The sequence below is a fragment of the Clostridium sp. AF23-6LB genome (assembly GCF_003461085.1).
GTDB classification, from domain to species: Bacteria; Bacillota; Clostridia; order Lachnospirales; family Lachnospiraceae; genus Coprococcus; species Coprococcus ammoniilyticus.
Map to the genome: position 1 here is coordinate 270,389 of NZ_QTWK01000002.1, position 23,251 is coordinate 293,639.

Sequence of the window (23,251 nt, forward strand, 5' to 3'; positions counted from 1 at the left end):
TATATAAAAGAACTGCCTTACTTAGACTCGCTGTGGTTTCTATGATCTGCATATACGTGATTCGCAAATGTTCCTGTGCCAACTCGCCTTTCAGGCTCAGACAGGCACCCACATTTGCTCGTATATGCATCTCATTACGAAATCCTCACTAATGTCTTAGTAAGGCAGTTCTTTTATATAGATTGTATAGTTTCACATGGGTGTCCTTCTATCGGATAGCGTCCTTCATGCTTGCGACATAGTCTTTGATATAAGGCACGCAGTCCCTGCCATATTTGGCGCAGAGCTTAACAATGGCGGAGCCGACGATCACACCGTCAGCATGAGCAGCCATTTCCTTCGCCTGCTCCGGTGTGGAGATTCCGAAGCCGATCGCACACGGAGTATCCGTTACGGCTTTGACCAGCTTGGTCATAGCACCGATATCGGTCGTGATCTTGCTTCTTGTTCCGGTAACACCGAGAGAAGAAACACAGTAGATAAATCCATTTGCTTCTTTTGCGATCATGCTGATCCGGTCATGGGAGGTTGGTGCGATCATGGATACCAGATCCAGATCATACTTCTTACAGATGCCGTCGAACTCATCCTTTTCTTCGTAAGGGATATCCGGCAGGATCAGTCCGTCAATGCCGATCTCCTTACAAATGCCGATAAATTTTTCAGAGCCGTAAGAGAAGACAACATTTGCATAAGTCATAAATACCATAGGAATGGTAACTGTCTTACGGAGCTTTCTTACAAGGTCAAATACATCATTTGTCGTAACATGGTTTGCGAGTGCGCGGATATTTGCACCCTGGATAACAGGGCCTTCTGCGGTTGGATCTGAGAATGGGATACCAAGTTCGATCAGGTCTGCACCTGCTTCTACCATGGCATATACGATCTGTTCTGTTGTTTCAAGATCAGGGTCACCACATGTAACAAATGGGATGAACGCCTTTCCGTTTTTGAATGCATTTTTAATATTACTCATAGAGATCCTCCCCTCTGTATCTGGCGATGGCGGCAACGTCTTTATCGCCTCGTCCTGAAATGTTAATAACCATGATCTGGTCTTTGTCCATCTGTGGTGCAAGCTTCATTGCATAGGCAACTGCATGAGCACTCTCGATCGCAGGGATAACACCCTCGATCTTGGACAGATATTCAAATGCATCAACAGCTTCATCATCTGTAACAGCGACATATTCTGCTCTGCCAATGTCATGCAGGTATGCATGTTCCGGTCCGATTCCCGGATAGTCAAGACCTGCGGAAATAGAATAAACCGGTGCGATCTGTCCAAATTCATCCTGACAGAAGTAGGACTTCATACCATGGAAGATACCAAGTCTTCCGGTATTGATCGTTGCAGCTGTCTCAAATGTATCAATTCCACGTCCGGCCGCTTCACATCCGATCAGGCGAACGCTCTTATCCGGAATAAAGTTATAGAATGCGCCGATCGCATTGGAACCGCCGCCGACACAGGCGAGAACGGCATCCGGCAGTCTGCCTTCCTTCTCCATAAGCTGTTCCTTGATCTCCTTGCTGATAACAGCCTGAAAATCGCGAACCATTTCAGGGAAAGGATAAGGTCCCATAACAGAACCCAGAACATAATGGGTATCATCGATTCTGGAAGTCCATTCACGGAAGGTTTCGGAAACGGCATCCTTTAATGTACCGGTACCGGTTTCTACCGGGTGAACCTTTGCTCCTAATAATTTCATACGATAGACATTTAAAGCCTGACGGATGGTGTCTTCCTTGCCCATGAAGATCTCACATTCCATACCCATCATGGCAGCAACTGTAGCAGTTGCAACACCGTGCTGACCGGCTCCTGTCTCGGCGATAACTCTTGTCTTACCCATTCGTTTTGCAAGGAGCATCTGACCGATAACATTGTTGATCTTATGTGCTCCGGTGTGATTCAAGTCCTCACGCTTCAGGTAGATCTTTGCACCACCGAGATCCTCTGTCATTCTCTTGGCATAGTACAGACGGCTAGGTCTGCCGGCGTATTCATTTAACATTTCTGTCAGCTCCCGGTTGAATTCCGGGTCATCTTTGTATTTCTTATATGCTTCTTCAAGCTCAAGCATGGCGTTCATCAGTGTTTCCGGTATGTACTGTCCGCCATGGATTCCAAAACGTCCTTTTGACATATATGTTTCCTCCTGTATATGTTGTTTCTATATTATAAAATATCTTCAATGCTTTCTAATAAAGTTCGTTGTTCCTGCAGAAACAGGATTGGGTTCTGTTCTACATCTTCACCCCGTAACCATGCAAATGCGGCTTTCTTATCAGGGCTTCGCATAAAGGTTTCTCCGATCAATACTGCATCTGTGCCATTTCCCTTTAAACGGTCGATGTCCTCCGGTGTGCGGATGCCGCTTTCGGATACATAGACGACCGGTTTACCATTTATCGAATCCGGGATCAATGTCCGAAGTCTTACACTGTTCATGATGTCAACGGTAAAGGTCTTCAGATCGCGGTTATTTACACCGATAATGTCTGCGCCGATCGCGATCGCACGTCTGACTTCTTTTTCGTCATGTGCTTCTACCAGAACGGACAGCCCGAGGCTTGTTGCAAGCTCGTAATAGCTTTTGAGCTGCTCGTCGGTAAGGATCGCACAGATCAGAAGGATCGCAGAGGCACCGATCACCTTTGCTTCATAGATCATATAAGGATCGACGGTGAAATCCTTCCGCAGGATCGGAGTGGATACTGCTTCATGGATCGCTGTCAGATATTCGTTGCTTCCCTGAAAATAAAATGGTTCGGTCAGCACGGATATGGCGGATGCACCGGCGGCTTCATATTCTTTCGCAATCTCGATATATGGGAAATCCGGTGCAATCAGTCCTTTGGAAGGGGAAGCCTTTTTTACTTCGCAGATAAAGGAGATTCCCGGCTTTGCCAGATTGTCACGGAAAGGAAAAACGGTATAAGGTTTTGTTCCGTTCTCTGTTTCCTTTTCTACGATCGCAAGAGCTTTTGCCTTCATTTCTTCAAATGAGATCTGCTCTTTGCATTTGGCAATCCGTTCTTTTGTTTTTGCTGCTATTTCATCTAAGATCATATATATTCCTCCATAGCGGTCCGGAGATTAAAGGTTCCGGGTCGGTTATGTGTTTTGCTTTTACAAATAATTAAGCGTTTGTTGCTGCTATAAAGTCTTCCAGCTTCTTCAGACCGCTTCCATTTGCCAGAATATCGGCTGCAAGGGCGAAGCCTTCTTCAAGTGAGATTTGGTTTGTGATATGCAAAGCTGCACCGGCATTTAAGATAACGGCTGTACGTTTGCCATCTGTGATCTTGCCGGATAAGATATCCTTTGTGATCTGTGCATTTTCTTCCGGTGTGCCACCGACCAGTTCGGCTTTGTCACAGAGGGTGAAGCCGTATGCGGTTGGGTCTAAGGTATAGGTGTTAAATGTGCCATCGTTGAATTCACATATAGTTGTTGTTGTAACCGCTGAGATTTCATCCAGACCGTCGTTTCCATGAACGACCATACCACGTTTTACACCGAGGTTGCTGAGTACTTTTGCAAGCGGATCAACGAGGGAGGCATCATAGACACCGAGTAACTGAAGATTTGCTTTTGCCGGATTTGCAAGAGGTCCTAAGATATTGAATACTGTAGGAATCTTGATCTCTTTTCTTGGAGCGCCGACAAATCTCATGGCTGTGTGATATTTCTGTGCAAATAAGAAGCAGGTACCAAGATCCTTCAGACAGGCTTCGCTGACTTTACAGTCTGCTGCGATGTTGACGCCAAGGGCTTCCAGGCAGTCGGCTGTTCCACATTTGCTGGATGCTGCACGGTTGCCATGCTTTGCCACCTTACCACCGCCTGCGGCTGTTACTAATGAGGAAACAGTTGAGATGTTAAAGGTTCCTGCGCAGTCTCCACCGGTTCCTACGATGTCGATCTCCTCATCGACATCCGGTGTAAATTCACCACAGTGTTTTCTCATGATCTCAGCAAATGCTGTGATCTCATCGATCGTTTCACCTTTAATATGAAGTGCTGTTAAGAAGCTTCCAATCTGTGCCTGTGTTGCTTCTCCACTCATAATTTCATCCATAACGGCTGCAGCCATTTCTTTATCTAAATTTTCGCCTTTAACTATTTTAGCAATTGCTTCTGTAATCATATTGAAATCCTCCTTGATATTATCTTTTAATAAGATATTTGCAGGTTCTGTATAGAATTGTTATGATTAAACATTTTGACTTACCAAGACAGGGACATTTGAGTCCGCCGGTACTTGATGGTGCATTAGCAGCATCTTAGTACCGCTGCAGGGGTAACTGAGACCTTAGCGAGGCTTAAGCCGAGGTTAGTTCGAAGTTACACAGAGTGGAAACGAGCGGAAGCGTTTCCTGGTTGGTAATGGCAAAAATGTTTAATCTAAGTAGTGTATTGCAACCTGCAAATGTCAGGTTATGCCTCTAAAAAGTTTCGTAAGATGATTGTTCCTTTTGGTGTCAGAATCGATTCCGGATGGAACTGGACACCATATATTTCATAATCCTTGTGTTTGACTGCCATGATCTCATCATCGTCGGTTCGGGCAATAACGGTAAGAACATCCGGGAAGTTTTCTTCGGAAGCGGCAAGGGAATGATATCTGGCAACCTCGATCCGTTTCTGAAGTCCCTTGAACAGTTTGCAGTTGATGTCGACATTTGCAACGGACATTTTGCCATGCATCAGCTTTTTGGCGTATGTGATCGTTGCACCGTAGGTTTCACAGATTGCCTGATGTCCGAGACAGACACCAAGGATCGGAACCTTGCCGGCAAAATAGGAGATGGCTTCTTCACAGATACCTGCATCGGAAGGTCTTCCGGGACCGGGTGAAATGATGATCTTCTCCGGGTTCATTGCTTCAATCTCCTGACAGGTGTATTCATCATTTCGTATTACCTTGATGTCAGGATTGATCTTTCCTACAAGCTGATACAGATTGTAGGAAAAGCTGTCATAATTATCGATCAGTAATATCATGCTTCGTCACCTCGTATCTTCTGAGAATTAATCAATGCATCCGTTACGGCTTTTGCTTTGTTGATGCATTCCTGGAATTCATTTGCCGGTACACTGTCGGCTACAATGCCGGCACCGGAACGGACAAATACTTTATTTCTTTTGCGGTATGCGATTCGGATCGCGATGCAGGTATCCAGATTTCCTGAGAAATCGATATAACCGATCGCGCCGCCGTAAATACCTCGTTTGTTATTTTCAAGCTCGTTGATGATCTCACATGCCCGGATCTTCGGTGCACCGGATAAGGTTCCGGCCGGAAGAACCGCATCGACAGCGGAGATCGCATCCAGATCCTCACGGAGTGTTCCGCGTACGGTAGAGCCGATATGCATAACGTGTGAATAACGCTGGATGGACATATATCGTTCGACTTCGACCGTTCCAAACTGACTGACCTTTCCGAGATCATTTCTTCCGAGATCCACTAACATATTGTGTTCTGCAAGTTCCTTTTCATCTGCCATCAGGCTCTTTTCCAGTTCCAGATCTTCGACCTTTGTTTTTCCCCTTGGTCTTGTGCCTGCCAGAGGAAATGTGTGGAGAACGCCATCCTCTACCTTGACCAGAGTTTCAGGGGAAGCCCCGGCAACCTCGATCGTGTCACCGTCAAAGTAGAACATGTAAGGAGATGGGTTTGTGCTTCGGAGCAGCCGGTAGGTATCGAACAGGCTTCCTTCCATTTCGGCTTCCAGTCGGTTGGAAAGCACGACCTGAAAAATATCTCCTTCATATATATAGTGCTTTGCCTTTTCTACCATCCGGCAGTAGGCTTCTTTGTCAAATAATGGTTTGAATTCTGTCTTAAGAACAGGAGCAGGAATATCGGCTTCTGCGCCATGGAGAATGAGTTCTTTCATTTCTTTGATATCCTGTAAGGCTTTCTGATATCCTTCTTCGATATTTGCTGTGTCGGCATTTGCGATCAGGATCAGCTTGGATCTTACATTGTCAAATGCGATCACCTTGTCAAATAACATCAGGTCGACATCCTGAAATCCTTCCTCGTCCTTTGCATCAAGCACCAGCTTCTTTTCACTGTATTTCAGATAGTCATAAGAGAAATATCCAACCAGTCCGCCGGTGAAGGTAGGGAAGCCTTCGATCTTCGGACTCTTATAATCTTTTAAAACCTCACGGATGAAGATTTCCGGATGGATGCCGGAGGTCTCTTTGATGACTGCTCCGTTCTCATCCTTTAATGTCAGGGTTCCGTTCATACAGGTGATATCCAGTTTTGGACTGTATCCAAGGAAAGTGTATCTTCCCCAGAGCTCCTGATTCTCCACGCTTTCCAGAATGTAGCAATGCTCATTTTCCGCTTTCAGTTTCTTCAACAGATTGATCGGAGTGATGATATCAGAGAGCATCTCATAACAGACCGGAACCATGTGATATCCCTGTTTCGCATATTCTTTTGCTTCGCTAAGTGTTGGTCGTATCATATGTTTCACCTCGTTCATAAATAATAGTTTAATAAGTTATTTGAAATTGTTCATGTATGGTGAGGTGCGCTTTGCCTGATCTGCTTTTTATAAAAAGAAAAAGCACCGTCAGAAGATTGTATAAAAAAATCTCATCCAAAAGCAAAACGCTTATAGGACAAGATACAAATACAACACTCCTGCGGTGCCACCTATATTCATCAAAATCTGATGCACTCAACCATATACTAACATATATGTACTTTCTATAACGGGAAGTCTCCGTCGCCCCTACTAGATTCGCTCGTTCGGTTTGCCCTCGCAAGTCCATTCACTTAAGAAATCATCACTGCAATCTCACCACCTGCAGTTCTCTGGACATGTTGTTCATAAGCTACTCTTCTTGCTCATTGGTTTGTTTTATTGTATTCATATTGCACCGGTATGATATATTTGTCAAGAACTAATTTTATAATTGTTCAAAAAAAGGTACAATTATTTCGATGGAAAACCTTGTTTATTCGTTAAAAATCACTATAATAAAAGTAAGATGACTCGCTATGCGCAAGTATAGCTTTTAATACTGAAAATATACGGAACGTGTATATAATGCATGATATATGATTCGTATAAATAATCAATGGAGGACTATAATCGTGGAAGAACGTAAAAATTTTGGTTTCGGTGTATTGATCGATATTTTGAAGAAAAATCCAAAAACAATTGTTTTGACTGAAGGTACTGATCCCCGTATTCTGGAAGCATCTTCAAGACTTCTTGCAAGTAACTTCCTGCATCCGATTCTTGTAGGAGATCCTGATAAGATTTATGAAGTTGCAGAGGAAAGCGGTTTTAATATAAGAGGTTCCGAGATCATCAATCCAAGGAATTTTGATCGTATGGATGAGATGGTTGAGATGTTCTGTGAACTCAGAAAGAGCAAGGGTGTGACACCGGAGCAGGCAAGAGAGATCCTGTATCAGAACAACTACTTTGGTACGATGCTTGTTAAGATGGGAATTGCAGATTCGCTTCTCGGTGGTGCTACATATTCAACTGCAGATACAGTAAGACCTGCTTTACAGCTGATCAAGACAAGACCGGGCAACACACTGGTTTCATCCTGCTTCATTCTGGTACGTCCGTTTGCAACAGGTGGTAATGAAGTGTTCGCTATGGGTGACTGTGGTATCAACATCAAGCCAAATGAAGATGAGCTGGTTGAGATCGCAGAGGAGACTGTTCGTTGTGCAAGAATCTTTGGTGTAGATCCAAAGGTTGCATTCTTAAGCTATTCAACCTATGGCTCCGGTAAGGGCGAAGATGTGGATAAGATGAGAAATGCAGCAAGAAAGACAAAGGAGCGTAATCCTGATCTTCCAATCTCCGGTGAGATCCAGTTCGATGCAGCCGTATCACCTAGAGTTGCAAAGAAGAAATGTCCACAGTCAGAGGTTGCAGGAAATGCAAATACCTTTATCTTCCCTGACATCAATGCAGGAAATATCGGTTACAAGATCGCGCAGAGAATGGGTAACTTCTCAGCATATGGCCCGATCCTGTTAGGACTTAATTCTCCTATCAACGATCTGTCCAGAGGATGTACAGCAGATGAGGTTTATTCTATGGCGATCATCACAGCAGCATTAGCAGATAATAAAGATGCATAAATTGTAGATAGATAAAAGCCGGACACTATCTTTGGTTTAAAGAGATAGTGTCCGGCTTTTGTCTATTGTCTAAAGATGATTATTCTATTTGCAGGAATTCTGCGGCTGTTAATATTTGTGGCTTTTGAAGTCCTGATTCTGCTGATTTTTCATTGCAAGAAAGTGTGATTTTTCTTGAAATAAATGGGTAAATGGTTTACCATAATATCATGAGTATTTAGTATGGGATTGTAGCGTTTTTTTAGCGTGAAGGGCGAACAAATGACGCCTGTGAGACAGAAAAATTGGGACAGCATATTTGTGGGTGTCAGAATGGAGATTTGAATGAGTTTCGTATATTCATTGTTTTTGCAGAGAACCGGAGAGGAACTTTCACAATTTGATAACAGAATTTCTAACATGCTTCCAGTGGCTGCCGGTCTGGTTTTTTTTGATATGCGAAACTATCGTAATGATAATGGGGAATTTAATGTTTATATAGAGTGGAATGAGGAATTGAATTCCATCCTGAATGACAGACTGCCTTCGGGTGGTTATTTTATAAAGGCAACAGGAAAACAGGCAAGACAGTTGGAAGAAAAAACAGGTGGAATTCCTGTTTATATGAAGTTGATCGCACATGAGGGCAGGCTGTATCCGTATCGCACATATGTGATGTGGAATGGCAGGCCTTTTAGTGTGGAATTTAACGGAAATATATTAATCCCGGTTGATTATAAGAAGAAAGCAGAGAACGTGAGGATACAGGGTTCGCAGAATGGCGGTAAAGGAAATCGTACGGATGTATCTGGAAGCCAGATGAGCAGTCAACGAAGCTTATTCGGTACAAGCCAGAGCAAAATATTAGCAGGCAGTCAACATGGAACTTTTGTTGGTAGTGAACGTGAATTCTGGACAAGCAGTAATCGACCTTGGATGTATGAGTGGGAATATGAGAATGGTAGCCAGAGAAGTCTATTCGGTGGTAGTCAGAGAAGTTTGTTTAGTACAAGTCAACGTGGAAATTTCTTTGGAAGTCAAGGTAGATTTTGGGGGACAAGTCAGCAGGGATTCCTTTTTGGAAGTCAGCGGGAGTTTTTGACAGGTAGCAATCGGGGCTTCTTTTTTGGAAGCCGGAACGGCTTTTTCTATGGCAGCAACCGAGGCTATCTGACGGGCAGCAATCGTGAATTCTGGACAAGCAGTAATCGACCTTGGATGTATGAGTGGGAATACGAGAATGGCAGCCAGTGTGGATTTTTAGCAGACAGCCGGTACACACCGACATTTTATCAGGTAACAGATGGCGGGGCAGATGATTATGACATTCCACATTGGTATTATATGCCGCCGGAATGGCAGCTTATAAACCGGTCAAAACGACCATGCAGCAGAAAAGGCGGAAACAGCACATTTGGCTATGGGCTGGATTTAATATAGAGCGGAAGCGTCCCTTGGCTGAGAAGGTCAAGAGACTGTAACTAATCAATATTTAGTCGATTTTCAATTATCTTGAAAGGACAACATATGGACGGATTTCATTCCTTATGGTCAAAACCATATATGGCGGGAAAACAAGCGGACGAATATTGGATGCAGGACTATGAAGTCCTTACGATGATTCTTTCGGCATTGATGTGGAGAAAACACAATGGGGGGATTCGTTTGTGTGCGGATGCAGAGGCAAGAGTATTTATCGAGAAGCTGGGACTTGCGCACATCTGGAATCTCGGAATCGAGGAAATTACAGTGCCGGAAGCGGTACCGGAAAAGGTGTTCTGGGCAGCCGGCAAATTATATTCATTGAAAAAAATGCAGATGCCTGCGGTCATGGTGGATCTGGATCTGATCATCTGGAAGGATATACGGAATATTATAAAAGATACGGATATCTGTGCAATACACAGAGAAGGGATATTCCCTGATGTGTATCCGGGAAAAGAGTTTTTCCATATGAAGCCGGAGTATCGGTTTGACCCGGACTGGAGCTTTGAGGTTCTTCCGGTCAATACCTGTATGTTATATATCGCGGATGAAGCGTTTAAGAATTATTATGTTGACAGTTCAATCACATTTATGGAGAATTGTCTGGAGACAGAGGAGAATCTCTGCCATATGGTATTTGCGGAACAGCGGCTTCTTGCGATGTGCGCAGAGAAGCAGGGAAAGCAGATATCATCTTTTTTTCCCGGTTCGGCACAGATCGAGAACCAGGATATCTTCACACATTTATGGGGCTATAAGAACATTCTGAAATTCAATTATAAAGAAAGGGAAGCTTTTAACCATAAAATGTATGATCGCATCGTCCGGGAATTTCCGGAAGAAGAGACGACACTCAAGCAGCTTCCGATATCAGGACTATAGGGAGAATGGTATGAAACTTTTACGCAAAATACCAAAGGAAATATACATATATATCGCATGGGGCATACTCGTAGGGGCAGTGAACTTAGGGTCTGCCTGGTTTTTTATGTACAAGTGCGGGATAAATGAGATCTATGCCAATTATATGTCGTGGATTTTGTACAACTATGTGTCATTTGCGACAAACCGCAAATCTGTATTCCACACAAAGGCAGCCACGGTAAAGGCATATTTTATTGAACTGGCATTATTCTATCTGAGCCGGGTATCTACACTTCTGATCGAAACGGGAATTATCTTTGCGCTTGTCACCGGACTGAAATGGAATGCGATGGGCGTTAAGGTGTTTACATCGATCCTTGTGATCTTTTTGAATTATTTCATCAGTAAGAAATTTATCTTTTCTATTCAATACGAAAAGAAAAATAGTGGAGAAATGTTGTCGGAAGACGAAGTATGTCGTGAAATCGTGAGATAATTAATAAAAACTTTACAAGATTTATTTCCATATTTTTGTAAAATGTAGTACAATATCGGCGTAACCATGCATTCTGTGCAGTATGTGTGGTTTATACATAAGCTGACAAAGTAAATTTTTATAGAATTTAACAATGCAGGATTTCTTCTATATCTTTCACAGATAATCTGGATGGTATAGATATGGAAGAAAATGGAAATCATACTTTATATTAAGGAGAATTATTGAATATGAGTAGAAGAGTAGTGATTACAGGAATGGGAGCGGTTACTCCACTTGGCTTGAATGTGGATGAGTTCTGGAACGGCTTAAAAGAAGGCAGACATGGTTTTGGACCGATTACACAGTTTGATGCATCAGAATATAAGTGCAAGGTTGTAGGTGAAGTAAAAGGATTTGTAGCAAAAGATTATATTGATCCAAAGGCTGCAAGAAGAATGGCAAGATTTTCACAGTTCGCGGTTGCAGCAGCAAAGGAAGCAGTTGCAGATGCAAAGCTTGACATGACAGCAGAAGATCCATACATGGTTGGAACCTGTGTTGGTTCCGGTGTAGGAAGTCTTCAGGAACTTGAAAGTGCATATGAGAAGATCATGACAAAGGGACCGAATCGTGTAAGCCCATTTACAGTACCTATGATGATCAGCAATATCGCAGCAGGTAATATTGCGATTCAGCTTGGCTGCAAGGGAAAGAGTATTGATGTTGTTACAGCATGTGCATCCGGTACAAACAGTATCGGTGAAGCATTCCGTACAATTCAGTATGGAGATGCAGATGTAATGATCGCCGGTGGTACAGAAGCAGCAGTTTCACCGATCGGTATCTCGACATTTGATGCATTAACAGCGTTGTCATCATCTGATAATCCGGACAGATGCTCAATTCCATTTGATAAAGAGAGAGATGGTTTCGTTCTTGGTGAAGGTTCCGGTATCGTTATTCTTGAGGAACTGGAACATGCTAAGAAGCGTGGCGCAAAGATTTATGCAGAGATCAGCGGATACGGATGCTCCAGTGATGCATTCCATATCACAGCACCGGAAGATTCAGGCGAGAGCCCTGCAAAAGCTATGTTAAATGCTGTAAAAGATGCAGGCGTATCCCCGGAGGATGTTGCATATATCAATGCACACGGAACCAGTACACATTTAAACGATCTGGTTGAGACCAGAGCGATCAAGAAAGCATTTGGCGATCATGCAAAGGACATCAAGATTAATTCTACAAAGTCTATGACAGGACATCTTCTTGGCGCAGCAGGTGCGATCGAATGTATCGTTACAGCAAAGACGATCGAGGAAGGCTATATCCACAGAACCCGTGGCCTTCATGAGAGTGAAGAAGAATTGGATCTTGATTATTGTAAAGAGCCATATGAGCAGGAGGTTGACTGTGCGATCAGCAATTCTCTTGGATTTGGCGGACATAATGCATGTATTCTTTTACAGAAATATAAGGAGCAGTAAAAAGAAATGTTATTTATAAAGAAAAAGGCAAAAGAAGCCGAGATGAAAAAAATGAAGGCTGTCGAAGCAGAACAGCCAAAACCGGAGACTGTAAAATGTCCGAAATGTGGAGCTGAGCTTGATAAGCAGAGAGTTGTAAAGGCAAAATATATCTGTTATGAATGTGGTTCTTATTTCCGTGTTAAGACAAAGAACCGTATTAAGATGGTAACAGATCCAAAGTCATTTGAACCATGGTTTGAAGATATGCCGATGTCAAATCCGTTAAATACAGCCGGATATGAGGATAAGGTTAAGGCTGCGCAGGAAAAGACAGGACTGAAAGAAGCGGTTACAGTCGGTAAGGCTCTGATCAATGGTGAGCCGGCAATGATCGGTATCTGTGATGCCAGATTCCTGATGAGCAGTATGGGCTATGTTGTTGGTGAGAAGATTGCCAGAGCGGTTGAGCGTGCGACAGAAGAAAAGCTTCCTGTATTCATGTTCTGTTGTTCCGGTGGTGCCAGAATGCAGGAGGGTATCATTTCCCTGATGCAGATGGCAAAAACCTCCGCAGCATTGAAGAAACATTCGGAAGCCGGATTGTTATATGTATCGATCCTTACAGATCCTACAACCGGTGGTGTAACAGCCAGCTTTGCAATGCTTGGCGATATCATCTTAGGTGAGCCTGGTGCTCTGGTTGGATTTGCAGGCCCTCGTGTTATCAAGCAGACGATCGGACAGGATCTTCCGGAAGGCTTCCAGCGTTCAGAGTTCCTGGTAGAGCATGGTATTATTGATGGTATTATCACCAGAGATAAGATGAAGGATACCATGTATCAGTTGATCGTTACACATAAACAGAGAACCGGTTATGCAAACTTCGATAAGGAAGAAGACGAGAAGTTTGATATCAGCGAGATCTTAAAGGAGAGATTGACTTCTGTTGAGAATAAGACTCCTTGGGAGAAAATTCGTGGTACAAGACAGATGACTCGTCCTTGCGCACTTGATTATATTGATTATATCTGTGAAGATTTCCATGAGATCCATGGAGACAGAACAATGAATGACGATAAAGCGATCGTTGGTGGTATCGGTCATATCGATGGACAACCTGTAACCGTGATCGCACAGGTAAAGGGTTCCAGCATGACAGAGTGTATGGAGCGTAACTTCGGTATGCCGCTTCCGGATGGATACCGTAAGGCTCTTCGTCTGATGAAACAGGCAGAGAAGTTCAATCGTCCTATCATCACATTTGTAAATACACCTGGTGCATTCTGTGGACTGGAAGCAGAGGAGCGTGGTATGGGTGAGGCAATCGCAAGAAACCTTTACGAGATGTCAGCCCTTAAAGTTCCTGTACTTTGTATCCTGATCGGTGAAGGCGGTAGTGGTGGAGCACTTGCTATGGCAGTTGGTAATGAAGTATGGATGCTTGAAAATGCAGTATATTCCATTCTTTCACCGGAAGGCTATGCATCAATTCTCTGGAAGGACAGCAATCGTGCAGAGGAGGCGGCAGAGGTTATGCAGCTTACCGCACAGGATCTTTCAAGACTTGGTGTGATCGAGAAGGTTATTCCTGAGTATGGCGGAGCAGATAAAGAATCTGTCCCATATATCGGTAAATTCATTAAAATGAATGCCAAGGAATTCCTGAAGAAATTCGATGGAATGAGCGGCGAGGAGATTGCTGCTGCAAGATATAAGAGATTCCGTGAGATGTAAATAAAATAAAAAACAGGGATGTAACATTGAGGGCATCATAATATTATGTAGCAAGCCTGTCCGAATGTCGGTCCTTAGCGATCCGCTGATAAGCGGGAGCTTAGTACCGTTACATGAGGATAGAGCGAAAGCGTCTTGCGAAATAATATTATGGTGCCCTCGATGTTACATCCCTGTTTTTATATAAATCCTAGATCAATGACTCGTACAGCTTGGTGATATCCTCAACGCTTGTCTCCTTTGGATTGCCTGGGCGGCATGCATCATCATATGCAGACTGAGCAAGGAAAGGAATATCCTCCGGTTTTACGATATCTTTTAAGTCGGCAGGAATTCCGGCTGTTGTAGGTACAGCGAAGATAGGTACGGATTTATTCCTGGTAGGAGTAACGCCCTCAAGACTTCTGATATCAGCAAAATCCGGATTTGCGATCACGATACCAACGCCCTTTGCTGTGTCCATGGATGATCCGCCACCGATCGCAATGATGTTATCAGCTTCTGCAGCCTTAAAAGCAGCAATACCTGACTGAACATTCTCGATGGTTGGGTTTGGTTTAATGTTGGAATAGATCTCATATGCAAGACCAGCGTTGTCCAGAACATTAGTAACACCGAACTTAATGAGATCAGGATCAGAGCAGACAAATGCTTTCTTGAAGCCACGGCCGATGACCTCTGTAGCGATTTCAGCGATCGCACCTGCTTCATGATAAGATGTTTCGTTTAATACAAATCTGTTAGCCATATAAATAATAAGAAATATTATAGTAATAATTATAAAAAAGTATCTAAATTTACTTGCCGGCTGCATCTGCTTTTAATCCTGCGCGCCAGTTCAGATAAGAAATGCCGATGATAATGGCATACCCGATAAAGCTCAATGCATCCGGTATCTGGCTGAAGAAGATGAAACCAAGGATTGCCGAGGTGATGATCTGCGAATAATCGAAGATCGATATTTCCTTTGCCGGAGCATGTGAATAAGCAGCCGTGATCGAGAACTGACCGACAGCAGCGGAGGCACCTGCCATGAACAGACAGAACAACTGGAAAAATGACATCGGTTTATAAAAGGCGATCACAAATGGCAGCATGACCAGAGTCGAAAATGCGGAGAAAAAGAATACGATCTGTGGATTTTTTGCACCGTGGTTGCTTAGATATCTTACTGCCGCATAAGCAGCGCCTGCACCCATACCGCCGGTAAAACCGATGAGACCCGGAGCAAAATCAGCGAAGTTCAGGGATGGTTTGATAACAAATAAAGCACCGATGAATACCCCGATCAGAGCAGCATATTGTTTCAGACTTGCCTTTTCCTTTAACAGGAAGATCGAGAAGATAACGGCGGCAAACGGTGACAGCTTATTCAGGATCGAAGCATCGGCGATGTTCATGTGATCGACTGCATAGAAGTTACACATGATACCGAGTGTGCCGCAGATCGACCGCATAAACAGCATCGGAATGTGCCGTTTCTCATAATGCAGTCCGAGATCACTTCGGATCAGGACAACAAGCGCGATGAATGCTGCGACCAGATTGCGGAAAAATGCTTTTTCAATCGTAGGAAGATCGCCGGATAATCGTACGAATACGTTCATAAAAGAAAAACCGACACCGGCCAGAATTATATAAAGAATTGCTTTTGTTTTCTCTCGCATATAAAAACACCACTTTCTGTAAAACTCTTTAGATATCATAGCTCTTTCTTAACTCAAAAGCCAGCCAAAGTTTTATGAAACACTTTATACTTGCTTTATAAACTATACACAATTTATTCAAAAAACTTGTCTATCATACTTTTAGAAAAAACAAAGTAGATACTATTTATATAGATATTACACAATACAGGATATATCAGTATAGATATCTTCGTCCGGATAGAAAAGGAGATCATACATGAGCAGGGTAATAGGAATAGATTTAGGAACGACAAATAGCTGCGTGGCCGTTCTGGAAGGCGAACAGGCGACAATCATACCGAATGTCGAAGGCAACCGTACCACACCATCGATAGTAGCCATTACGAAAAATGGCGACAGACTGGTGGGGGATGCTGCAAAGAGACAGCTTACGGTAAATGTAGACAGAACCATTGCATCGATCAAGAGAGAAATGGGAACAGCGTATAGAAAAAGAATAGATGGAAAAGATTATTCACCACAGGAGATATCGGCGATCATTCTGTCAAAGTTAAGAGCGGATGCAGAAAACTATCTAGGTGAGCCGGTTCATGATGCGGTCATCACGGTTCCGGCGTATTTTGATGACAGTCAGAGACAGGCGACGAAGGATGCCGGAAAGATCGCAGGGTTAAATGTACTTCGAATCATCAACGAGCCGACATCAGCGGCACTTGCCTATGGTCTGGATAACGGAGAGGCACAGAAGATTCTGGTATATGACCTTGGTGGCGGAACCTTTGATGTATCCGTGATCGAAATCGGAGATCATGTGATCGAGGTTCTTGCAACTGCAGGCGACAATCATCTTGGTGGTGATGATTTTGACGAGCGTCTGGTGCAGTATGTGATAAAGTCATTTAAGAAAGAAACAAGAATCAATCTGGAGAAAGATATAACAGCGGTACAGCGTATCCGGGAAGCATGCGAAGAGGCAAAGAAGGAATTATCCAGTACGCTGCAGACTCATATCAATCTTCCGTTTATCACGGTCGTAAAGAACGAGCCGAAGCATCTCGATATGCTCATAACCAGAGAGTTGTTCAATGAGCTGACAGATGATCTTGTAAAACGGACAGACGGTCCGGTCAATCAGGCACTTCGGGATGCAGGTATATCAGCCGGAAGTTTAGATAAGGTATTATTGGTTGGTGGGTCAACCAGAATCCCTGCCGTTATGGACGAGGTTAAGAGGATAACCGGAAAAGAGCTTTCAAAAAATCTCAATCCAGATGAGTGCGTTGCGATGGGAGCTGCGATTCAAGGAGGAAAGCTCAGTGGTGGTCTGACCGTTACGAATAAGGTAAATGATATTTTGCTGATGGATGTAACGCCATTGTCTCTGTCAATCGAGACTTTAGGTGGTATTGCAAATGTACTGATCCCAAGAAACTCACCAATTCCGACCAGGGTATCCAAGATCTTTACGACGGCCGGAAATTTCCAGCGTGATGTAGAGGTAAAGGTGTATCAGGGCGAACGCAAATATACCAGAGATAATAAGCTGCTTGGTAACTTCCGCCTGAGTGGGATCAAGCGAGCACTTGCAGGAGTTCCGCAGATCGAGGTTACATTTGACCTTGATGTAAATGGTATCCTAAAGGTATCTGCAAAGGATCTTGGCAGAGGCGTGGAACAGCAGATCGTGATCACATCCAGCACGAATCTTTCAGAGGAAGAGATTCGCCGGGCAAGAGAAGATGCCATGCGGTATGAGGAAGAAACTCAGGGCAATAAGGAAAATATGGATATCTGGAATGAAGCTGAAGCATATGTATATAAAGTAGAAAATCAGTTAGAGGTACAAAGTCAGAATCTGGATAAGGCTCAGATCAAGAAGATTCGGAGAGATCTGGAATACTTAAAGAAACTGGTATGTCGGACGGATGCTGACCGGATCACGGATATAGAAGCGGGCAATATAAAGGGTGCTTACAGACAGTTACAGGAATCTGCAATGATCCTTGGATAGGCAGAATATTACGATCGTCGGATCGGAAATATATAGATAGAATACATGATTTGAAGGTGCTGAAATGGCAGCAGATCTGCAGGGTAAAGAAAGAGTGGTGCTTATATGAGAGATAAGATTTACAACTTTATGCGAACAAGATATGGAAATGATCAGTTTTCATCATTTCTGACCTGGATGGGACTGATCCTGATCATCATAGATGTCTGGGCGAAGACAGGAGTTTTGTATTTCCTTGGACTTGCTTCTTTTATCTATGGATATGTGCGCATCTTTTCTAAGAAATATGACAAACGTGCGGCAGAAAATAAGTGGTTTCTAAGCCACACGACAGGCGTTCGAAATGTATTTAAACGGATGAAGAAAAGCAAAGAAGCCGGAAAAGATTATAAGATCTTCACCTGCCCACGTTGTGAGCAGATGATCCGGATTCCACGAGGCAAGGGCAGGATCGAGATAAGATGTCCGAAATGTGGGAATACTTTTATTAAGAAAAGCTGATTGGAGACAGGCGCGTGTTTGGATATATAGTAGTAAACCAGCAGGAAATGAAATTTAAAGAATTTGACGAATACCACAGGTATTACTGCGGGTTGTGCAGGGCATTAAAAGAAGATCAGGGCGCAAAAGGCCAGTTGTCATTAAGCTACGATATGACATTTCTGGTGCTGCTGCTTACCGGATTGTATGAGCCGTCAGAGGAGCGGGGTACAAAAAGGTGTGTGGTCCATCCGATGACAAAGCATGAATATGCCAGAAATCTGTACTCCGATTATGCAGCGGATATGAACCGTATACTTACATATTACAAATGCATGGATGACTGGACAGATGATAAGAAGCTGTTTCGTAAGCTGTATGCGGAGCTTTTAATACCGAAGAAAGAGTTGGAAAAGGAAGACAGCCGATTATATGATTACAGACAAAAGATTGATACTATTGCAGATCGGCTTGCAAAGATCAGCGGGCTTGAGAAAGAAAACAGTGAAGATCTGGATCGGTTATCAGGATATTTTGGTGAAGTGCTGGCAGAGATATTTGCCGTAAGAGCTGATGCATGGGAAGAAAATCTGAGAAAGATCGGTTATTATCTTGGAAGATTTGTATATATTCTGGACGCTTACGATGATATTGAAAAGGACCGAAAAAAACACAGCTTTAATCCATTGATACACAAGCTTACATGTAGTGAAGAAATGAAGACAGAGGACATTCCGGTGGAGGAATGGCAGAAGCTTGCAGACTGGGTAAAAGAAGTCCTGATGATGCAGGCGGCAGAATGTGCCAGAGAATTTGAGAAGCTTCCGATTATAAAAAATGTGGAAATTCTCAGGAATATCGTGTATTCTGGCATATGGAATAATTATTATAAAGCAACTGCCGAAAGATGCGGTAGCAAAGCAGATAACAGGCAGAATGGAGAATAAATGAAAGATCCTTATGAAGTACTGGGATTGCCGCATGGTGCCAGTAATGATGAAGTAAAAAGTGCATACAGACGATTGAGCAGAAAATATCATCCGGATGCGAATATCAACAATCCAAATAAAGCCGAGGCTGAGGAGAAGTTCAAAGAGATCCAGCAGGCATATAAGGCGATCATGGATGGTGATACCGGTTATGGAAATTCATACGGAGCAGGTGGATATGGCAGCCCATATGGAAATGGTTCATATGGTTCAGGCAGTTACCGAAACAGCAACAGCGGTGGAAGAACGACTTATGATGAGTCAGATCCGTTTGGCGGATTCTATGGCGGCTTTGGACCGTTTGGTGGGTTCGGCGGTTATACCGGCGGAAGACGGGAGGAATATGATCCAAACGATCAGGATTCCAGATATTTTCAGGCAGCCAGAAATTATCTGCGGTCAGGCAGCTATGAGGAAGCAAGAACAGTATTGAACCAGATTCAGGATCATAATGCAAAATGGCATTATTATTCCGGTGTGTGCAATGCCGGACTTGGTAATCAGATCCGGGCGCTTGAGATGCTTCAGAGAGCGATACAGTTAGAGCCGGATAATATGGAATACAAGCAGGCGTACGAACAGATCAAGAGCGGATCGAAATGGTATATGGATCAGGGACAGGGCTACGGCATGGATATGTCAGGCCGGGATATGACAAAATGCTGTAATACATTCTGCACTACCCTGCTTTGTCTCTCCTGCTGTGGTGGAAATATGTGCTGTTTCCCTTGTGGCGGCTATTATTCAGGCGGTTATTAGAAGGGAAAACCCTTATGAAACTGTTAAGATATTGGTATGTTGCATAGGGCAAGAGCGTATAAATAACTATAAAAACAGAAAATAATTGAAAAATCATTGTAAAATTGCAAGATTAATTAGACTTTGGTCTAAAAAATATGTATTTTTCTACAAAAAATTAAGACATGTATTGAGAAATACATGTTTTTTTGTTAAAATAATATAGGTTTCTTCCAAAAATTCTCATGGTAAAATCGGTTATTATGATGAATCAGGACGAAAGAGATATAAAGGATCCGGATAATACCGGCATCTGATAATAGAAAAATCGTCAGGGATGCATTCTGGCGTGCAATTTTCAAGGAGGATACGATAAATGAAAAAGTTGATTGATTTCGACAAAGAGGGCTTCAAAAAAGAGGTTATTACAAATGTGAAAACATTGTACAGAAGACCAATCGAAGAGGCAACTCCACAGCAGGTATTCCAGGCTGTCAGCTACGCTGTTAAGGATGACATAATAGACAGATGGATAGCAACACATAAGGAATATGAGAAGAAGAACGTTAAGACAGTTTACTATCTGTCCATGGAGTTCCTGATGGGTAGAGCCCTGGGAAACAATCTGATCAATCTGACATACTATGATGCAGTAAAAGAAGCATTAGATGAACTTGGATTTGATCTGAATCTGATTGAGGATCAGGAGCCGGATGCAGCACTTGGTAACGGTGGTTTGGGACGTCTTGCAGCATGTTTCCTGGATTCTCTTGCAACACTTGGTTATCCAGCATACGGATGTGGTATCCGTTATCGTTATGGTATGTTCAAGCAGGCGATCAAGGATGGTTATCAGATCGAGCTGCCGGATGACTGGTTAAAGGATGGCAACCCATTTGAAATCAAGCGCCCGGAGTATGCTGTAGAAGTTAAATTTGGCGGTTATGTAAGAGTTGAGAACAGAGATGGAAGAAATTACTTTATTCAGGATGGTTATCAGACAGTTCGTGCCGTACCATATGATGTTCCGGTTGTCGGTTATGGCAACAATGTTGTAAATACACTTCGTATCTGGGATGCAGAAGCAGATCAGGAATTCTGTCTTGATTCATTTGATAAGGGTGAATATGAAAAGGCTGTTGAGCAGCAGAACCTTGCTAAGACGATCGTTGAAGTTCTTTATCCAAATGATAATCACTATGCAGGTAAGGAATTAAGACTGAGACAGCAGTACTTCTTCATTTCAGCGTCTGTTCAGAGAGCAATCCTGAAATTCAAGGAGAAGAACAGTGATATCCATAAGCTTCCGGAAAAGATCACGTTCCAGATGAATGATACACATCCAACAGTTGCAGTAGCAGAGTTGATGAGAATCCTTATGGATGAAGAAGGTCTTGAGTGGGATGACGCATGGGATATCACAACCAGAACATGTGCATACACTAACCATACGATCATGGCTGAAGCTCTTGAGAAATGGCCGATCGAATTATTCTCAAGATTACTTCCTCGTATCTATCAGATCGTAGAAGAGATCAACAGAAGATTTGTACTGAAGATCCAGTCTATGTATCCGGGCAACCAGGATAAGGTTAAGAACATGGCTATCCTTTATGATGGTCAGGTTAAGATGGCACATCTTGCTATCGCAGGTTCTTACTCTGTAAATGGTGTTGCAGCACTTCATACAAAGATTCTGGAAGAGAGAGAGCTGAAGGACTTCTATGAGATGAGACCTGAGCAGTTCAATAATAAGACAAATGGTATTACACAGAGACGTTTCCTTCTTCATGGTAATCCGCTTCTTGCAAGCTGGATCACAGATAAGATCGGTGATGAATGGATCGTTAAGCTTTCAAATCTGAAGAAGTTAAAAGTATATGCTACTGATGAGAAGTATCAGCAGGAATTCATGAATATTAAGTACCAGAACAAGATCCGTCTTGCAAATTATATCAAGGAGCATAATGGCGTGGATGTAGATCCTCGTTCTATCTTTGATGTACAGGTTAAGAGACTTCATGAGTACAAGAGACAGCTTCTTAACATTTTACATGTTATGTATCAGTACAACGAGCTGAAGACAAATCCATCATATGATATGTATCCAACAACATATATCTTTGGTGCAAAGGCTTCCGCCGGTTATAAGAGAGCAAAGCTTATCATCAAGCTGATCAACTCTGTTGCAGATGTTATCAACAATGATGCATCTATCAAGGGTAAGATCAAGGTTGTATTCATCGAGAACTACAGAGTATCCAATGCAGAGCTGATCTTCGCAGCAGCAGATGTCAGCGAGCAGATTTCAACAGCTTCCAGAGAAGCATCCGGTACAGGTAATATGAAGTTCATGTTAAACGGTGCAGTTACACTTGGAACCATGGATGGTGCAAATGTAGAGATTGTTGAAGAAGTTGGTGAAGAAAATGCAGTTATCTTCGGTTTAAGAGCTGAAGAAGTTATGAAGTATGAGCGTGAAGGTGGATACAATCCAAAGGATATCTACAACAATGATGCAGCAGTAAGAACTGTTCTTACACAGCTTATCAATGGTATGTATTCTTCTGATGATCCGGATCGTTTCAGAGATCTGTATGATTCACTTATCAACGAAGATGTATACTTCATCCTTAAGGATTTTGCTTCTTATGTAGAAGCTCACAGAAAGATCGATACTCTTTACAGAGATGAGAAGAACTGGGCTAAGATGGTTATGTTGAATACAGCATGCTCCGGTAAGTTCTCATCAGACAGAACAATCGAAGAGTATGCAAAAGAGATCTGGAACCTCAAAAAGGTTAAAGTTACATTAGACTAATATATAATATACGAACGACCGGCGACCAGTATATAATACACATATTATTTCGCAAGACGCTTTCGCTCTAATCCTCGTGCAGCGGTACATAAGGTTGCAAAGTACGCAACCTAAGTACCGGCCTCGGATAAGGCTTGCTACATAACAGTGTATTTATATATTGATCGCCGGTCTGTTTTTACATATAGGAATAGTAATATTTTTATGTTGTTTTAGGCAGGCGGTGTTCTTTTATGGAGTAGAACTAATATATAAAGAATGGGAGTTAATTGCTCTATAAGAAATGGAGATATCACTTATAGAAAAGCCCCCTATATACTTTATGTAGCAGACCTGTTCGAACGTCGGTCCTTAGCGACCCGCCAAATGGCGGGAGCTTAGTACCGCTACGTGAGAATAGA

At 42.9% G+C, this 23,251-nt stretch carries 19 protein-coding genes and 1 other annotated feature; of the genes, 11 read left to right on the forward strand and 8 right to left on the reverse strand.

Features of this window, described 5'->3' with window-relative positions:
- Positions 1-208: 208 nt before the first annotated feature.
- The 6 genes from trpA to trpE all read right to left on the reverse strand — a co-directional run bounded on the left by trpA (position 209) and on the right by trpE (position 6,504).
- The gene (trpA, locus tag DWY07_RS05730) at positions 209-979 is read right to left on the reverse strand and encodes a tryptophan synthase subunit alpha (RefSeq protein ID WP_117784594.1); all 771 of its coding nucleotides are present in this window, start codon (positions 977-979) and stop codon (positions 209-211) included.
- Positions 972-2,156 carry a tryptophan synthase subunit beta gene (gene trpB / locus DWY07_RS05735; protein ID WP_021944302.1) on the reverse strand — a complete coding sequence of 395 codons (1,185 nt, stop codon included), beginning with the start codon at positions 2,154-2,156 and terminating at the stop codon, positions 972-974. The genes trpA and trpB overlap by 8 nt, the downstream gene beginning before the upstream one ends.
- A 32-nt stretch (positions 2,157-2,188) precedes the next feature.
- Positions 2,189-3,082 (reverse strand): indole-3-glycerol phosphate synthase TrpC, encoded by an 894-nt coding sequence (gene trpC / locus DWY07_RS05740; protein WP_242997312.1) that lies wholly within the window; start codon positions 3,080-3,082, stop codon positions 2,189-2,191.
- A 70-nt stretch (positions 3,083-3,152) separates the two neighbouring features.
- Positions 3,153-4,163: an anthranilate phosphoribosyltransferase gene (gene trpD / locus DWY07_RS05745; RefSeq protein WP_117822454.1), complete on the reverse strand. Its 1,011-nt coding sequence runs from the start codon at positions 4,161-4,163 to the stop codon at positions 3,153-3,155.
- 290 nt (positions 4,164-4,453) lie between these two features.
- Entirely contained in the window at positions 4,454-5,020 is a 567-nt protein-coding gene (locus DWY07_RS05750; RefSeq protein WP_117822455.1) for an aminodeoxychorismate/anthranilate synthase component II, read from the reverse strand.
- Positions 5,017-6,504, reverse strand: coding sequence for an anthranilate synthase component I (trpE, locus tag DWY07_RS05755; RefSeq protein ID WP_117822456.1), 1,488 nt, complete (start codon positions 6,502-6,504; stop codon positions 5,017-5,019). Before trpE ends, DWY07_RS05750 begins: the two co-directional genes overlap by 4 nt.
- Positions 6,505-6,654: 150 nt before the next feature.
- Positions 6,655-6,903, reverse strand: a binding site (T-box leader).
- A 236-nt stretch (positions 6,904-7,139) separates the two neighbouring features.
- On the opposite strand from trpE, the gene pta reads away from it, so the two are divergent.
- From pta to DWY07_RS05785, 6 genes are all read left to right on the forward strand, one after another.
- On the forward strand, positions 7,140-8,153 hold the full coding sequence (pta, locus tag DWY07_RS05760) for a phosphate acetyltransferase (protein ID WP_021944306.1): 1,014 nt from the start codon (positions 7,140-7,142) through the stop codon (positions 8,151-8,153).
- Positions 8,154-8,477: 324 nt separating this feature from the next.
- Entirely contained in the window at positions 8,478-9,572 is a 1,095-nt protein-coding gene (locus tag DWY07_RS05765; protein ID WP_117822457.1) for a hypothetical protein, read from the forward strand.
- Positions 9,573-9,659: 87 nt separating this feature from the next.
- Positions 9,660-10,499, forward strand: coding sequence for a DUF6734 family protein (locus DWY07_RS05770; RefSeq protein WP_242997313.1), 840 nt, complete (start codon positions 9,660-9,662; stop codon positions 10,497-10,499).
- A gap of 10 nt (positions 10,500-10,509) precedes the next feature.
- Positions 10,510-10,977, forward strand: coding sequence for a GtrA family protein (locus DWY07_RS05775; protein WP_008401732.1), 468 nt, complete (start codon positions 10,510-10,512; stop codon positions 10,975-10,977).
- A 230-nt stretch (positions 10,978-11,207) separates the two neighbouring features.
- Entirely contained in the window at positions 11,208-12,446 is a 1,239-nt protein-coding gene (gene fabF / locus DWY07_RS05780) for a beta-ketoacyl-ACP synthase II (protein ID WP_117807902.1), read from the forward strand.
- Positions 12,447-12,452: 6 nt separating this feature from the next.
- Positions 12,453-14,162 (forward strand): acetyl-CoA carboxylase carboxyltransferase subunit alpha, encoded by a 1,710-nt coding sequence (locus DWY07_RS05785; protein WP_117822458.1) that lies wholly within the window; start codon positions 12,453-12,455, stop codon positions 14,160-14,162.
- 190 nt (positions 14,163-14,352) lie between these two features.
- Here the strand turns inward: DWY07_RS05785 and DWY07_RS05790 are convergent, their stop codons facing one another.
- Both DWY07_RS05790 and DWY07_RS05795 read right to left on the reverse strand, forming a co-directional pair.
- Positions 14,353-14,910, reverse strand: a complete 558-nt coding sequence (locus DWY07_RS05790; RefSeq protein WP_117822554.1) for an iron-containing alcohol dehydrogenase — start codon at positions 14,908-14,910, stop codon at positions 14,353-14,355.
- Positions 14,911-14,959: 49 nt separating this feature from the next.
- On the reverse strand, positions 14,960-15,829 hold the full coding sequence (locus DWY07_RS05795) for a DMT family transporter (RefSeq protein WP_117784602.1): 870 nt from the start codon (positions 15,827-15,829) through the stop codon (positions 14,960-14,962).
- Positions 15,830-16,067: 238 nt separating this feature from the next.
- Here DWY07_RS05795 and dnaK point away from each other — a divergent pair, with 238 nt between their 5' ends.
- From dnaK to DWY07_RS05820, 5 genes are all read left to right on the forward strand, one after another.
- Complete coding sequence (dnaK, locus tag DWY07_RS05800) at positions 16,068-17,822, forward strand: molecular chaperone DnaK (RefSeq protein ID WP_117784603.1); 1,755 nt, start codon at positions 16,068-16,070, stop codon at positions 17,820-17,822.
- Positions 17,823-17,927: 105 nt separating this feature from the next.
- Positions 17,928-18,323, forward strand: a complete 396-nt coding sequence (locus DWY07_RS05805; RefSeq protein ID WP_021944313.1) for a hypothetical protein — start codon at positions 17,928-17,930, stop codon at positions 18,321-18,323.
- A 14-nt stretch (positions 18,324-18,337) separates the two neighbouring features.
- The gene (locus tag DWY07_RS05810; RefSeq protein WP_021944314.1) at positions 18,338-19,249 is read left to right on the forward strand and encodes a DUF5685 family protein; all 912 of its coding nucleotides are present in this window, start codon (positions 18,338-18,340) and stop codon (positions 19,247-19,249) included.
- Positions 19,250-20,050, forward strand: coding sequence for a DnaJ domain-containing protein (locus DWY07_RS05815; protein ID WP_021944315.1), 801 nt, complete (start codon positions 19,250-19,252; stop codon positions 20,048-20,050).
- A gap of 355 nt (positions 20,051-20,405) precedes the next feature.
- A complete protein-coding gene (locus tag DWY07_RS05820; protein WP_008401742.1) occupies positions 20,406-22,850 on the forward strand; it encodes a glycogen/starch/alpha-glucan phosphorylase in 2,445 nt (814 codons plus the stop codon).
- The last annotated feature ends 401 nt before the right edge of the window (positions 22,851-23,251 follow it).